Below are 14511 nucleotides of genomic sequence, written 5' to 3' on the forward strand. Positions count from 1 at the left end.
CAATTGGAGACCATAACCCAGGCAATTTCAGCTAACACTTCCTTCGGAATTCAATAATGTGAAATGTAACTTTTATAATGAATGCAATCAGGCCGTATAGGATTGGACTGACCCGGGCAACTTTAGCTTCAACAGTTTTTCTCCTGATCCTATGAAACTGAGCTTTCAATAAGTCAATCTAAAATCAATCCAACTTCACAGCCAGGGAGCTCAGGAAAATCCAACGATTGGAATCATTGTGCGTGTCTTTGCCTGAAAGTTTTTTAATTTCGGTTCTGAACCATATTTTACCGAAAAGTTTCCGGTCGTAGTTAAATGAGAAGGAAGATAAACTGGCTGGCGGAATCCCGATTATGTATATATATCTTAAGACTTCATTATTAGGGTCATGGATATATTCGCCTCTTAAGGCAAAGCTATTTTTATTGCCTACCGGCAGGCGTGCAATAAGCACGGGTGTCCACCATATACCACCATTGATATGTCTTGATTGGTCAATGCCGATATCCAACCCAGCGGTGAGGTTGAGGCCCCGGGCCGGGCTGTAAGTCATATAAAGATCGTGATAATTCCTTTTTATAACATTAAATTCTCCCAGGCCGATGAAATTGCTGTAATTGATTACCGTAGCAGAATTGATTTTATAGTTCAATTGTAAACCTACAGCCGGTGTCTGCCATTCCTTAAAGTTTTGCCAGCCATTGAGATATAGCAGCGAAACCAGCCAACGCTCATCGTTCCAGGTTAGTTTGGCTCCACTTTCATAATAGGGCGAGTTTTCGGCCATAATACTTCGGCTCAATGTCGGGCAGTCGGCTGAGACTGCACTCTCAAAGCCTATATGAGAAGGAAACACCCCGGCATCGAGCCACAGATTGTGTTTTGAACTCAATTTTAGACCTGCGTTGGCCTCAAACAAATCTACATACCGGCCAATATTTTCTTTGGCATAGCTGCCGGCCGCCACCGCCAGGTTAGTTCTCCATCGTTCCACGGCATAGGTGGCTTTTACATAGGCCAGGTTGATATCGGGTTTGCTGAGCGTAGTGTGGCTGTAATAATAATAGGGCAGTCGGTCAAAACCAATTTTTTTGGAATCCACTGAGAAATAGGCCTCAGCGTAAGCACTTAGATGAAAACTCCTGCTGCTGTCGGTCTGACCATAAGCAGCAGGAATAATAAGCAAAACTATACTAAGTGTTAACAGTGTTTTTATGTTCATGTATTCTGGCGAGTTGTACATTTTCTATTGCATGATATACCAAAGGAATATTTTCAATTTCCACGTCACTTTTATCCAAACCAAAGGCTCGTACATCGCTCAAGCCGGCTTTTTTCAAATAAAAATAGCTGTTCAAAAGAAGACTTTCTCTAACCGTAAGATCATTTTCTACCGAAAGATATTTCTCCAAAACAATAAATTTCAGATCTTCTTCATCATTGAAAACACTTATTTCTGTGGCTTTCACCGGCAAAGTTAATTGTTTTTCCTGAATGAGTTCCTTTACAATCTTTTTGAAATAAAGCTCAGTGCGGGGCTGAATCCTGAAACCGATATTGATGGTTACTTTTATGATTTTATTATCCAGAAGCTCAATCACATCATAATTAAGGGTGTAAGGGTCGGAAGTTCGGTTAATATGCAAGAACCAATACACTTCCGCTTTTTTAGGTTTTTTCGAAAAAATTGACCTGATTATTTTCTCCTCAATTTCATGCCGACGATCGGCCTTGGTCAGATAAATCAAATGCGTAGCATACATCGGAATTTTTTCTTCATTACTGAGAGATGCAATCTTCTGAGCGTATTTGCCCAAATCCACAAATCTTGTAAATGAATTGTTGAGTTTCCGGGCCTCGTACCAGATATACATCACCAGAAATATGCCTAATTCAAAGAATAAAAACATCCATCGCTCTTTGATTTTGGCTACATTGGCGATGAAAAATGAAACTTCCACCACAAAAAATACGGTTAAAATGGCGAAAACAAGGTATTTGTTCCACTTTAACTTAAACAATAGAAAATAGCTAAGCAAAAGTGTGGTCATAAGCATGGCTACCGTTATTGAAAATCCATAGGCGGCTTCCATATGCTCTGATGACCTGAAATACAGAATCATAAGGATACACCCAAACCAAAGTAGATTGTTTACACTTGGGATGTAGATTTGTCCTTTATGATCAGTGGGTTGCCTTACTTTTACTCTCGGCCAGAAATTGAGGTTCATGGCTTCGTTAATTAAGGTATAACTACCACTTATCAAGGCCTGAGAGGCTATAATGGTGGCCATTGTCGCTATGATAATACCCGGAATCAAAAACCATCCCGGCATGATTTCATAGAATGGATTCCTGCCTTCCAGCATCGGATTGCCCTGAGTCAATAACCAGGCCGACTGACCGAAATAGTTGGTTAACAGTGCGATTTTTACATATATCCATGTGATTCTGATATTTTCCCGGCCACAGTGTCCCAGGTCAGAATACAATGCTTCAGCTCCGGTAGTTGCTAAGAATACCGCACCCAATAACCAAAATCCTTTGGGATAATGGGTAAGTAATTTATAACCATAATAAGGATTGATGGCTTTCATTACTTCGGGATGTTCCAAAATCATTCTGGCACCCAAAATAAATAACATTGAAAACCATATTAACATGATAGGTCCGAAAGCTTTCCCAACACTTTCTGTACCAAATCTTTGAAAGAAAAATAGAAATGATAATATGACAATGACAATTGGAACAGTTTGGATAGTTTCCAATCCTTTGATATTCTGGATTCCTTCCACCGCTGAAGCAACCGAAATCGGAGGAGTAATGATGCCGTCAGCCAATAAAGTGGTGGCACCCAAAATTGTAGGAATTACTAATTTTTTGCCATAACGTTTTACCAGAGCATATAGGGAAAATATCCCGCCTTCGCCATGGTTATCAGCTTGTAAAGTCAGCAAAATATACTTAAAAGTAGTTTGGATAGTTAAAGTCCAGAAAATACAACTTATCCCGCCATAGACTAACTCCTGAGTGATGGGTTTGGTGCCAATGATTGCTTTTAAAACATACAATGGGCTGGTACCGATGTCGCCGTAAATGATTCCAAATGTTACTAAAAGTGAGGCAAAGCTCACCTTCTTAAGGTTCTCGTTTGTCATTTTTTTGTGATTTCAAATAAGTAATAATGAATAAGATTGAGTTGAGATTTTAATTCATCGATATGATATTCCAGATAGGGCATCGAAATTCGCTCATAGATTTTCGCAGTTTCTGATTTTAGAAATTCCTTTTCCTCGGCACTGACTGATTCTTTTTCAGTCATTTCAAGAATATGTTGGTATTCGGAATGATTGGATAGTAAATCAAGCAGAAGAGCGTTTCCTTTGGATTGCATCATGGTAGAAAGCTCTTGTAAATTGTTCTTTAACCCTGAAAGATTCAATTTGAGTTTTTCTGATTCATTCATGCCACAAAATAAGCTTACAGCCTATATGGAAGGCATATAGAATAAACCCGAATACATAAAGAAAATATAAAGATTTACTGGAAGCGGTACCCTACCCCATTTTCGGTCAGGATATGAATGGGTTTATTGGGATTGTCCTCGATTTTTTTTCTGAGCGTACCCACAAAGACTCTCAGATATTGTGTTTCGGTTTGAAAACCTACCCCTTTGAAGTTTTTTAGGATATATTGGTGGGTTAGTACCCGGCCTTCATTTTTTGCAAAAAGTACCAAAAGACTGTATTCGGTTGCGGTGAGTTTAAGTATATCGCCATTCTTTTTGACGATACGGGCAACCAGGTCTAATTCCAGGTCACCAAATTGCAGCACTGTTATATTTTCTTTGGATTCAGATCTTTTTAAGGCCAATCTTATTCTGGCCATAAGCTCTGCTGTACGAAATGGCTTGGTGAGATAATCCGTTGCACCGCTATCGAGAGCCCTGACCACTTCTGATTCCTGATCTATTACTGAAAGTATAATTACCGGGCCATTGTACCATTCGGTTAATTCTTCAAGTAAATCGAGTCCGTATGTATCAGGTAAATTTAAATCCAGCAAAATCAGATCCGGGAAAAAACTGGCAGCCAATTGTTTCCCCTTTTTGCCATCTTCAGCAGTAATTACTTTGTAATCATGACTTTCAAGGGCTATCTCCAGCAATTTCCTAATTTGAGGTTCGTCATCGATTACCAATATTTGTCGCTTATTCATAATTGAGTTGATTGATATAAGTGGTTTCTGCCGGTACTATGATCTTTAAAAATAATCCCGCTGGTTTATTTTCCTCAATCTCTATTTTTCCGTTCTGTAATTCTACAAAACCTTTAATGATGGACATCCCGAGACCTGTTCCGCTTTTTCCTGCCGAATTTACCCTAAAAAACTTTTCAAAGATTTTGATATGATATTCCTCCGGAATTCCCAGGCCATCGTCAGAATATTGTAATTCTAAAACGCCATCCGCCGGAAATATTTTAAAAAGGATATTTGCATCAGATGGTGTATATTTTTCGACATTAGAACAAATATTAGATAGGATTTGCTCCCAGATGGCAATATCGATTTTATAGAAAGGCAGGGCACCTTTTGACTTTACTTCCAGAATTCGGTTGCCTAACTCAAATCTATGTAAGACATTATTTATCAAATCATTAATATCACACCATTCGGTTTTCACTTTGTACATTCCCGAATCCAGCCTTCCCATATTCAGCAGATTATCGGTTTGCTCCTTCAGGCGGTTACTTGCGATTTCTACCTCGTTCAGAATCTCCAGTTTCATTTTATCTGTGAGATAGGGTGAATTTTCCTTTAAGGTATCAGTAGCAGTAATAATGGCGGCTAAAGGAGTTCTGAATTCATGACTCAGTGAATTAAGTACTGTCTGATAGATATTTAACAACTTATCTCCTTCCTGCTTTTCTTTCAGGATTTCCTGTTGCCGCAAAATCCTGTTGGAAAGTGTGGCATAAATTACCACAATCACAAAATAAATACTGAACATAAGGATGTCTTCGGTGCTGTGGATGTGAAAAGTGTAATAAGGTTTGATAAAAAAGTAGTTTAAAATCAAAGCACTCAAAACCGAAGATATCAATACAGCTTGAAAATCAAGCAATATCCCCAAAATGGCCACATTCGCCAGTAATATCAGGGCGGTAATTTGATAAGGTATATTTTCCCGAAATATGAATAAGAGAATTGAGATTATCGCTACTGAAGAGATACCTAAAAAGATATTACGATATTTTATGGAAGGTTTGATTCTTTTACATTTTTAAAAAGTAAAGGTAGAATTCCGAATTTTAAAAAATATTATTTTTAGGTTTTTTTTATTGTCAGACGGCTAAATATTTTTAAAAAAAATATAGTTATTAAATCTCCTTAAATAGGATAATTATTCACAAATAGAAAAAATTAATATTTAATTCTTTGTGTCGGCTGCCGCCTGGGCCTTCATTTTTTTTCGAAAAAAAACGAAGAAAAAAAACTGCACCCTGAAAACTCACACACTCAAAATTCTCATAAACATTTATTTATGAATTATACTTTTCTCTTGTTGAGAATTTTGATTGTGTTCAAACAGTGCAGGCTGTTATAAGGTTACACATTATTATATTTAACCGTTTGACAGTATTTATTTTTAATTTATCTTCACCCAAGATTAAACCTTAAATATTGTGAAAGTTTTTTTTCGGATATTCTTCCTATGTTTGATTTTTTCAGGAAATAGCCAGATATGGGCTCAATCCCAAAAACCCCGCACCATCGTCACCACCGATGGCGAGCTGGATGACGTGGATTCGTTTATCAGGATGTTGCTGTATTCCAATGAGTACAAAGTAGAAGGACTGATTGTCAGCAGCTCACAGTGGCATTATAAAGGTGATGGCAAAGGCACTAAGTTTACTTCTGAAATGGAGATGACCAAAAAGCTCTATGGTGAACGCACCGAGCTCCGCTGGCCGGGCGAGCAGTGGATATATGATTTGATAGGTGCCTACGGAAAAGTTTATTCCAATCTCATCCAACATTCCAAAGATTACCCTACGCATAAATACCTGAAAGACAGGATCAGAATCGGGAACATAGACTTTGAAGGTGAAATGGAAAAAGACACACCCGGCTCAGATTTTATCAAAGTCAAATTGCTGGATGACGACACTTCGCCACTCTATCTGCAAGTATGGGGCGGCACCAATACCATCGCACGGGCATTGAGGAGTATCGAAGACGAATATAAAAACACGCCGAAATGGAATAGCATTTATAAGAAAGTTTGTAAAAAGGCCATACTTTACGCCATTCTCGACCAGGACGCCACTTATAAAAAATACATTGAACCCAACTGGAAAGACATCAAAGTATATTACAATGCCAACCAATTCTGGAGTTTTGCTTATTTCTGGAAACGAGCTGTTCCTGAGCAACTTCAACCTTATCTGGAAGGGAAATTTATGGGGGATATCATCAATAACCACGGACCTCTACTGAAAATGTATTACAGTTACGGTGACGGGAATCCGCCACTGGGAGAGTTGGAAGACATCTACAGCAATATGGAACAGGCCAAAAAGAATCAATGGGGAAGTTTCGGGCAATACGACTTCATATCCGAAGGTGATTCTCCGGCATTCCTGCATTTGGTGGATGTGGGACTCAATAATCTCGAAAACCCAAATTATGGCGGTTGGGGTGGAAGGCTCATCCAATCCAAAACCACGCCCAGCCGCTGGGAAGACGGTGCCCCTGCTGCGGACTTTAATCCTTTTACCCAGAAAATGGATGATGCCTACGCCCAAACCCGCTGGATTCCGGCCATCCAGAATGATTTTGCTGCCCGTGCCGACTGGTGTATCAAAGACTATAAAGGTGCCAATCATGCACCAAAAATCTCTGTGAAAGCAAACTATCTTTCCGCCAAACCCGGACAGAAATTAAATATTCAGGTGACCACCAGTGATCCTGACAGAAATTTTGTTACGATGAAATATTGGCAATATCAGGAAGTCGGAAATACAGATAAGAAATTGGAGGTACTTCCACAAAGTACGGGTGTAAACATTGTTATCCCCTCTGATGCCAAATCAGGAGATGTTTTTCATCTTATCGCAGAAGGTACCGACACCGGGAAGCCGGCATTAACGAGATATCAGAGAATTGTGATTTCTGTAAAATAGATTTTAAGAATTAAGAATTTTCAAGCCTATATACTGAGGTTGATGTAATTACAATTTCAGTTTTTTTGAATTTCTTTCGTTGCCAAGCCGGCGAGGCCCTACTTTCTTTGCTTACCCAAAGAAAGTAGGCAAAGAAAGGGAACAATCTTCAAAGCGTCACGAAAATTTGGAATCATTAAACTTGAATGTTAATATTTCAACCAGAAATTTTCTAAACACTGAAGATTGATTCAAGGAATTTTCATAAGTGTTTTTTTAAACCTATTTAAAATTTCAACTCTTCTACATGTTCCGCAGTCAAAGGAGCACAATAGTGCGAAATTTGCGAGCGAAAGCTCAGGCGAAGATTGATGAAACAGGATTCATAATCCTAAATCCGGATTTTTCAATGAGTAAATTCATTTTTTTTCTTATAATTGTTTAAAATTCTAGCTTAAACATTGGGAAAATGTCGAAGAGCTGATTAAATGCAAAATGAGTCTAAATTTACAAATTTTTAAAAAATGAAAATAACAATTCAATATCTGCTGATAGGTATAATCTTATTATCAAGTTGCGGACAAAATAGAAGACCAAAACCTGATTTTTATAAAAATCTATACACTCAAGAGATTTTAAATAAGACGCAATACCTGGAACTAATAAAATCTCTTTCAGCTAAATACAATGATTCAACTAAAACAATTCCAGATATTAAGATACATTTTAAATCATTGGAAATTTCCAATGATTCAATAATTCAACCATTTAAATATGACGTAAGAATTGGAAATGAATACATAGTTAGGGCAGATTCATTTGAAAAAATAGGTATGAAAATATCTCCGAAAACTTTTTTAACGACCAATGGAGAAAGAATTCAAATAGGAGGAAAACAAACAAAACCAACTCTTATAAATCTTTGGTTCGTTGAGTGTGGTGGCTGTGTGGCAGAGATACCAGCGTTAAATAAGTTGCAGGAAAATTATGCAGATAAGGTGAATTTTATAGCAATTACTTTTGACGATGACAAAAAGGTATTGCGTTTTTTAAAAAATAAAGAGTTCAACTTCAAACACATAACAAATGCAAACCAATTTATAGAATATATAGGAACCAAACCATATCCCGAAAATATTTTTATAGATAAAGACGGATTTATTCGAAACATTGAAGGTGGTCTTGGTAAAAACGAAGATTTAGATTTAGAGACAAAGTATTTTGGTTCTATAATTGAGAAATTACTACTTCCAACAACCAAAGCTTCAAAACAAAATTCGGCAAGCTATTCGACAACCAAAAATACAAAATTCTAGCATTTTGATTAATTCCAATCTTAAACGTAATCCACAGCCTCCTTCAAATGTTTCTTTAACAAAGAGATATTGGATGATTGAAATTCAAAAAAATGGTTAAAAATATCACTACCAAAATAAGGATTTAATGGCATAGTCATTAAGACTAGGTTTTTCAGGAAATGCAAATTGTAAATCCAATTATTTCTTATAATTGCTTATAATTCAAAGATATGGCTTATGAATACGGAATCAAAGACCACCAAAAACCTGCTTAATTTAGAATTAGAAAAGTTAAGATTGAATTTACAATTCCTTTTTGAGGATTGAAAATCCTCTTTATCTAGCTTCGACATTGAGAAAATGTTGAAGAGCTATATATACCCGGTTAAATATTTAAAGAAAAGCCTTCAATAGATAACAAACCAGAAGAGCCGAGAAGCCCAATACCGCCGATGCGGCAGTTTGCGATTTATATCCCTGACTTACACTCATACCTGACAGCTGCGTGACCACCCAGAAAAAACTATCGTTTACATGGCTGGCCACTGCCGAGCCTGCTCCTATGGCAACTACTGTCAGAGCTTTGTATATCTCTGAATCTAAGCCGAGTTGAGGCAATATCGGAGCAACAATAGATGCCGAAGTGATGATGGCAATGGTAGAGGAGCCCTGGGCGGTTTTTAACAACACTGCAATCAGAAATGGCAGCATTAAGCCAAGGTTGAGGTCACCCATGGAGCCACTTATCATGTCTCCAATCCCGCTGAGTTGTATCATTTTTCCAAAAATCGCACCAGCCCCGGTGATGGCTATAATTTCGGCAGAATTAATTATGCTTTCGCTTATCCATCCTTTGTTGCCAAACATACTTTTCTCCAGTTTGGCAGGCAAGAGTAAAGAAAATAAAAAACCCATAAACAAGGCAATAACCGGCGTACCCAAAAATGAAATGGCCGATACCAAGCCCTCATGTTTGATGAAGGGGCGGTAGTCCTGCAGTGATTTTAATATGATAAATCCGAGCGGAATTAGGATGGGCAATACCGATTTGAACAGGGTTGGGGGCGTAGGTTGCTGGGTTTGCAGGTGTTCCTCAGTTTCTGGCCTTAAAAAATTTCTTTTACCGACATAAATGATAAAAAGCACCGTAGGAAACAATGCCAGAAAGCTTACGATTAATCCCAACAATATAACCAGTCCCAGCTGGGCATTGAGTATGCCGGCGGCTCCAATTGGCCCCGGCGTAGGTGGCACCATCGTGTGGGTTGCCATTAAGCCCATAGATAGCGACACGGCCGTGGTGATGATAGAAAGGCCCGCTTTTCGGGTTAAGGATTTATTGAGAGCGTTTAATATCACAAAGCCTGAGTCTGCAAAAACGGGAATCGAAATTATATAGCCCATGGAGGCCATGATCCAGGGCACCCTGCTCATGCCGATGATTTTCATTATTTGTTCGGCCATTTTGAGAGCAGCACCGGTTTTTTCAAGGAAAGTGCCGATGATCACCCCAAAAATTATCACAAGGCCAATATTGCCTATCGTATTCCCAAATCCCTCCTTTATGCCTGTTTCTATGCCCTTTACACCTACACCGGTGGCTATGGCATAAAAAAGTGCTACAGTAAAAAGCACAATGAAAGGATGTATTTTGAGTTTTGAAGTTCCGGCAATTATTAATACCACCGAAACCACCAATAAGAGGATCGTCATTCAGAGTTTATATTTAGGGTTGAATTAAAAACGCTTAAATCTATGAAAATATGTCGAAAGTTTATCAAAACGCGGTTTAGATTTCAAATCTGTAAAATGTTTTTTTCTATATTGGGGATTTTCCAAAAGTCCAGAGAGCACGAGCGTGTGAGCTTTGCGAGCGAAAGCTCAGTATATGATTGGAAATCATCCATATCCAGCTTCGACTTTGAGAAAAGGTCGAAGAGTTAATTAACATTTCCCTTTTTAAAAATGGAAATCTTCCGGATCGGGCTTAGACATTGAAAATTTCTAGAATCTAAGTTATATCATTTCTAATTTTGTATTTTAGCGAACATAAAAGTACTTTTCAAATAATCTGTTGCAAAAAGCTGATTGATTGATTTAGATTAGATATTTAAAAAAAAACTTCATTTAAGAGAAATATACCTGACTCTATAAAAAGATACTGAATGAACAAGATACCTGTAGGACTTAAAAGAACAGCGACTCTTTGTATTTTAAGGCATAAAGATAAATTTCTATTACTTAAAAGACTCAAAGAGCCAAACAAAAATAGTTTTACGCCGGTTGGTGGAAAATTGGAGCCTTTTGAAAGCCCTTTGAAGTCGGCCATCCGTGAAACTTTTGAGGAGACTGGGATTAAAATTGATACAATGAAGTATTGCGGAATTTTAACCGAGACTTCACCAACAGAGTATAACTGGACAGGATATGTTTACATTGCAGATATTGATTTTATTGATCCTCCTTTTTGCAATGAAGGAACCTTGAAGTGGATTGGTTTTGAGGAATTATTAAAAGTACCAACACCCAAAACAGATTGGTATATCTACAAGTATATTCTTGAAAATAAACCATTTGCGTTTAGTGCAGAATATGATGAAAATCTTAAAATTTTGTCAATGACAGAAGAAATTGAAGGGAAAATAATTTTGTAAAAAAACTCTCCGACTCTTCTACATGTTCCGATAGTCAAAGGAGCACAAGAGTGCGAACTTTGCGAGCGAAACGGCTCTTCGACATGTTCCTTTAGGGCATGTCGAAGCTAGATAAAATAGGATTTATAATCCTAAATCCATTTTTTCTACTTGTAAATCCATTTTTTTATTATAATTGCTTAAAATTCAAAAACATGGCTTACGAATATAGAATTAAAGACCAACACGCTGTCTATTTCATTACTTCCACAGTTCATCAATGGGTTGATGTATTTACCCGTCAAGATTATGCAGATATTATAATCAATAGCCTAAATTATTGTCAAAAAGAGAAAGGTTTGATTATTTATGCCTGGGTAATTATGCGGTAGGCCGCCCCGTCAAACCATATTCATTTAATTGTTCAGAGTCATGAAAATCATTTAAGTGATATATTACGGGACTTTAAAACCGGGCTGGCGTTCCAGTTCACAGCATCACAAATAATCAAGGCCATTGAGAACAATCCTAAAGAAAGCAGAAAGAAATGGTTGCTGTGGCTTCTTAAGAAAGAAGATAAAATTTGGTTTTGGGAGGAAGGCTATCATGGAGAGGAAATAGAAAAGGATGATTTCTTCCAAACAAAATTGAAATACATACATATGAACCCTGTAAGGGCAGGTATTGTAGAAAAAGAAGAGGAATATCTCAATAGTAGTTGTGCGGATTATTATGGAATTAGAAAAGGTAAGATTGAAGTAACATTTCCGTTTTGAGGATTGGAAATCCTCTTTATCTAGCTTCGACATTGAGAAAATGTCGAAGAGTTAATTTCCGTTTTGAGGATTGGAAATCCTCTTTATCTAGCTTCGACATTGAGAAAATGTCGAAGAGTTAATTTCCGTTTTGAGGATTGGAAATCCTCTATATCTAGCTTCGACATTGAGAAAATGTCGAAGAGTTGTATAAAAAAAATAGTAAGCATTTAAACTTTCATCGCTGACGGCAGTCTATATTAAAAACCAAAGAATTTCATGAAACTAATAACAATAACATTTCTTCTGTTATCCACAGTTTTAGGTTGTAAAAAACAGGACGTAGATCCTCCTTCTAACGGCAATGAAATGTATTTCCCCCCAAATACCGGCAACAACTGGGAGCTGACTTCCATGAAGTCGCTGGGATGGAATGAAGCCGCGGTGGCAGACCTGAAGAATTTCCTGAAAGAAAAACACTCCAAATCCTTCATGATCCTCGTCAATGGCCGTATCGTGATGGAAGAATATTTCGATGGCCACACTGCCACCGACACCTGGACCTGGAACAGTGCCGGCAAAACGCTGGTTTCGACCACCACGGGCATTGCAGAGCAGGAAGGCCTCCTCAACATCAACAACAAAGTATCTGATTATCTGGGCTCCGGCTGGACCAGTGCTCCCAAAGACAAAGAAAACCTCATCACGGTCAGACATCTGCTCACTATGTCTTCGGGGCTCGACGAGAGCAATAACAGGGTCATAAAGGAAAACCTTACCTATGTCGCCGATGCCGGCACCCGCTGGGCCTATGCCAACGTATTCCAAAAGCTCATGGACGTGGTAGCCGCCGGCAGCAAGAAAGACTTTGAAGCCTTTTTCCAGGCCAGGCTGAGAGACAAAATCGGGATGGATGGCACCTGGAGAGACGGCCTCATTTTCAGGCTTTTTCATAGCACCACCCGGAGCATGGCACGCTTTGGCATATTGGCCCTCAACCGTGGCAAATGGAAAGACGAACAGATCATCAATGAGACATATTTCAATAATGCCACCAACACTTCCCAAAACATCAACCCCTCTTACGGGTATCTGTGGTGGCTCAATGGCAAAGCAAAATATATGGTGCCGGGCAGCCAGACGGTGTTCCCGGGCATGCTGGTGCCCAATGCCCCCGCCGACATGTTTGCGGCCATGGGTGCCGAAGACCAGCGATTATTTGTGATACCCAGCAAGAATATGATTGTGGTGCGTATGGGCGATGCCTCTGAGCCTCTCAATCCTTCCTTTGCCATCTCCGGCTTTGACAAGGCCCTCTGGGAAAAAATCAATGCGGTGGTGAAGTAAAAGTATAAGAATTCTGTTATTCTTCCTTTGTAAAATATTTCAAAACAAAAACAATCAATACTTTCCGGAATAAATTTGAATTCATATATTTGTATCCAATTGAATACACAATTATATGTATTACATCGAAAAAACCACCGAATTTGATAAATGGTTGAGGAAATTAAAGGATTTATGAGAGAAATTATATATTTCTTACTAAAATGGTAAAAATAAACTTCGATTTAAAATTCATAAATCAAATGAAAATACCTTGAATGTCTGTGCAGTGTTTAGAAAAATTTCGAACATCAATTTGATTTTTATTTTTTAGAAAAAATTTAGAAATTTTTCGTGACACATTGCACCGACCGCCCTTTTTTTGCTTCGTTTTTTTGGGCGAGCAAAAAAATGAAGAGGTAGCTAAGTTACTAACAACAAGCAACAAAAGATTGGAATTTAGTGCCCTTTATCTTGAAAAACTAAAATCTTTTGGTAAAAGGATACCGAGTTTATTTTAGAGAAATGGATGGAAAAATCATCATTTTATTAATGGGTGGCGACAAATCAACGCAACAACAAGACATTGAAAAGGTAAAAATTATCTTAAAAAGAATTACAAATTAATCAGATGGAAACTTCAAAATTTGATATTGCGGATTACCTAGACAGCAACGAAATGATTGCAGAATACCTAAATGAAGTATTGTCAGCAGGAAATGATGCTGATATAATTGCAGCCATTGGGAATATTGCCAAATCTATCGGAATGACAAAAATTGCACAGGAAACCGGTATGAGCAGACCTAGTTTGTATAAAGCTCTGAATGAAGGATCAAAACCACAATTTGAAACAATCATGAAAGTGCTCCGGGCTATTGGCGGACAGATTCAAATAAGACCTGTTGGGGTATAGATTTAGTCTTTAGACTCTATTTATTTTTCAAATATGTGCATTGAATTATTGTCTCAGACACAGTTTCGTTTACAGACTCTGATTCCCAGATTACACTCCCCTATTTCCATATTCAAATAGCTTTTCAATATCTCAAATTACCCTCCAAAAACTTTCTACGCCCCCCCTAAAACTTTTTTACCCCCTCCAAAAACTTTTTATGACCCCCTTAAAACTTTTTTAGACCCCCTAAAACTTTTTACGACCCCCTTAAAACTTTTTATGACCCCCTAAAACTTTTTAGACCCCCTAAAACTTTTTCACTCCCCCCTACAACTTTTTTAGACCCCCCTAAAACTTTTTACGACCCCCCTAAAACTATTTATGCCCCCCTTAGAACATTCAAAAAAGCCCTTTAAACATTCAAATTCCTTGATT

General features: G+C 38.0%; 11 protein-coding genes and 2 pseudogenes. 7 read left to right on the forward strand and 6 right to left on the reverse strand.

Features of this window, described 5'->3' with window-relative positions:
- Nucleotides 1-184 precede the first annotated feature (184 nt).
- The 5 genes from IPP61_17600 to IPP61_17620 all read right to left on the reverse strand — a co-directional run bounded on the left by IPP61_17600 (nt 185) and on the right by IPP61_17620 (nt 5125).
- Nucleotides 185-1222: a porin gene (locus tag IPP61_17600; protein ID MBL0326952.1), complete on the reverse strand. Its 1038-nt coding sequence runs from the start codon at nt 1220-1222 to the stop codon at nt 185-187.
- Nucleotides 1194-3158: a KUP/HAK/KT family potassium transporter gene (locus tag IPP61_17605; protein ID MBL0326953.1), complete on the reverse strand. Its 1965-nt coding sequence runs from the start codon at nt 3156-3158 to the stop codon at nt 1194-1196. Before IPP61_17605 ends, IPP61_17600 begins: the two co-directional genes overlap by 29 nt.
- Nucleotides 3155-3466, reverse strand: a complete 312-nt coding sequence (locus IPP61_17610; GenBank protein ID MBL0326954.1) for a hypothetical protein — start codon at nt 3464-3466, stop codon at nt 3155-3157. Before IPP61_17610 ends, IPP61_17605 begins: the two co-directional genes overlap by 4 nt.
- A gap of 74 nt (nt 3467-3540) precedes the next feature.
- Complete coding sequence (locus tag IPP61_17615) at nt 3541-4218, reverse strand: response regulator transcription factor (protein MBL0326955.1); 678 nt, start codon at nt 4216-4218, stop codon at nt 3541-3543.
- Nucleotides 4211-5125 (reverse strand): PAS domain-containing sensor histidine kinase, encoded by a 915-nt coding sequence (locus IPP61_17620; protein MBL0326956.1) that lies wholly within the window; start codon nt 5123-5125, stop codon nt 4211-4213. Before IPP61_17620 ends, IPP61_17615 begins: the two co-directional genes overlap by 8 nt.
- 559 nt (nt 5126-5684) lie before the next feature.
- On the opposite strand from IPP61_17620, the gene IPP61_17625 reads away from it, so the two are divergent.
- The gene (locus IPP61_17625) at nt 5685-7187 is read left to right on the forward strand and encodes a DUF1593 domain-containing protein (protein MBL0326957.1); all 1503 of its coding nucleotides are present in this window, start codon (nt 5685-5687) and stop codon (nt 7185-7187) included.
- Nucleotides 7188-7690: 503 nt separating this feature from the next.
- Entirely contained in the window at nt 7691-8482 is a 792-nt protein-coding gene (locus IPP61_17630; GenBank protein ID MBL0326958.1) for a TlpA family protein disulfide reductase, read from the forward strand.
- 375 nt (nt 8483-8857) lie between these two features.
- On the opposite strand, the gene IPP61_17635 is transcribed toward IPP61_17630, so the two are convergent.
- Nucleotides 8858-10177: a GntP family permease gene (locus tag IPP61_17635; GenBank protein ID MBL0326959.1), complete on the reverse strand. Its 1320-nt coding sequence runs from the start codon at nt 10175-10177 to the stop codon at nt 8858-8860.
- A gap of 452 nt (nt 10178-10629) precedes the next feature.
- Here IPP61_17635 and IPP61_17640 point away from each other — a divergent pair, with 452 nt between their 5' ends.
- From IPP61_17640 to IPP61_17660, 5 genes and pseudogenes are all read left to right on the forward strand, one after another.
- Nucleotides 10630-11118 (forward strand): NUDIX domain-containing protein, encoded by a 489-nt coding sequence (locus IPP61_17640; protein MBL0326960.1) that lies wholly within the window; start codon nt 10630-10632, stop codon nt 11116-11118.
- A gap of 194 nt (nt 11119-11312) precedes the next feature.
- Nucleotides 11313-11873, forward strand: a pseudogene (locus IPP61_17645) (transposase).
- Between the two features lie 348 nt (nt 11874-12221).
- Nucleotides 12222-13199 carry a serine hydrolase gene (locus IPP61_17650; protein ID MBL0326961.1) on the forward strand — a complete coding sequence of 326 codons (978 nt, stop codon included), beginning with the start codon at nt 12222-12224 and terminating at the stop codon, nt 13197-13199.
- A 477-nt stretch (nt 13200-13676) separates the two neighbouring features.
- Nucleotides 13677-13805: pseudogene (locus IPP61_17655) on the forward strand (type II toxin-antitoxin system RelE/ParE family toxin).
- A gap of 4 nt (nt 13806-13809) precedes the next feature.
- On the forward strand, nt 13810-14094 hold the full coding sequence (locus tag IPP61_17660; GenBank protein ID MBL0326962.1) for a putative addiction module antidote protein: 285 nt from the start codon (nt 13810-13812) through the stop codon (nt 14092-14094).
- The last annotated feature ends 417 nt before the right edge of the window (nt 14095-14511 follow it).

Source organism: Cytophagaceae bacterium, assembly GCA_016722655.1.
Lineage (GTDB): Bacteria > Bacteroidota > Bacteroidia > Cytophagales > Spirosomataceae > Leadbetterella.

What these genes read in the sequence shown, in the direction of transcription:
- IPP61_17600 (MBL0326952.1), bottom strand. Translation starts at nt 1,222, where the DNA reads ATGAACATAAAAACACTGTTAACACTTAGTATAGTTTTGCTTATTATT.
- IPP61_17605 (MBL0326953.1), bottom strand. Translation starts at nt 3,158, where the DNA reads ATGACAAACGAGAACCTTAAGAAGGTGAGCTTTGCCTCACTTTTAGTA.
- IPP61_17610 (MBL0326954.1), bottom strand. Translation starts at nt 3,466, where the DNA reads ATGAATGAATCAGAAAAACTCAAATTGAATCTTTCAGGGTTAAAGAAC.
- IPP61_17615 (MBL0326955.1), bottom strand. Translation starts at nt 4,218, where the DNA reads ATGAATAAGCGACAAATATTGGTAATCGATGACGAACCTCAAATTAGG.
- IPP61_17630 (MBL0326958.1), top strand. Translation starts at nt 7,691, where the DNA reads ATGAAAATAACAATTCAATATCTGCTGATAGGTATAATCTTATTATCA.
- IPP61_17635 (MBL0326959.1), bottom strand. Translation starts at nt 10,177, where the DNA reads ATGACGATCCTCTTATTGGTGGTTTCGGTGGTATTAATAATTGCCGGA.
- IPP61_17640 (MBL0326960.1), top strand. Translation starts at nt 10,630, where the DNA reads ATGAACAAGATACCTGTAGGACTTAAAAGAACAGCGACTCTTTGTATT.
- IPP61_17650 (MBL0326961.1), top strand. Translation starts at nt 12,222, where the DNA reads ATGTATTTCCCCCCAAATACCGGCAACAACTGGGAGCTGACTTCCATG.
- IPP61_17660 (MBL0326962.1), top strand. Translation starts at nt 13,810, where the DNA reads ATGGAAACTTCAAAATTTGATATTGCGGATTACCTAGACAGCAACGAA.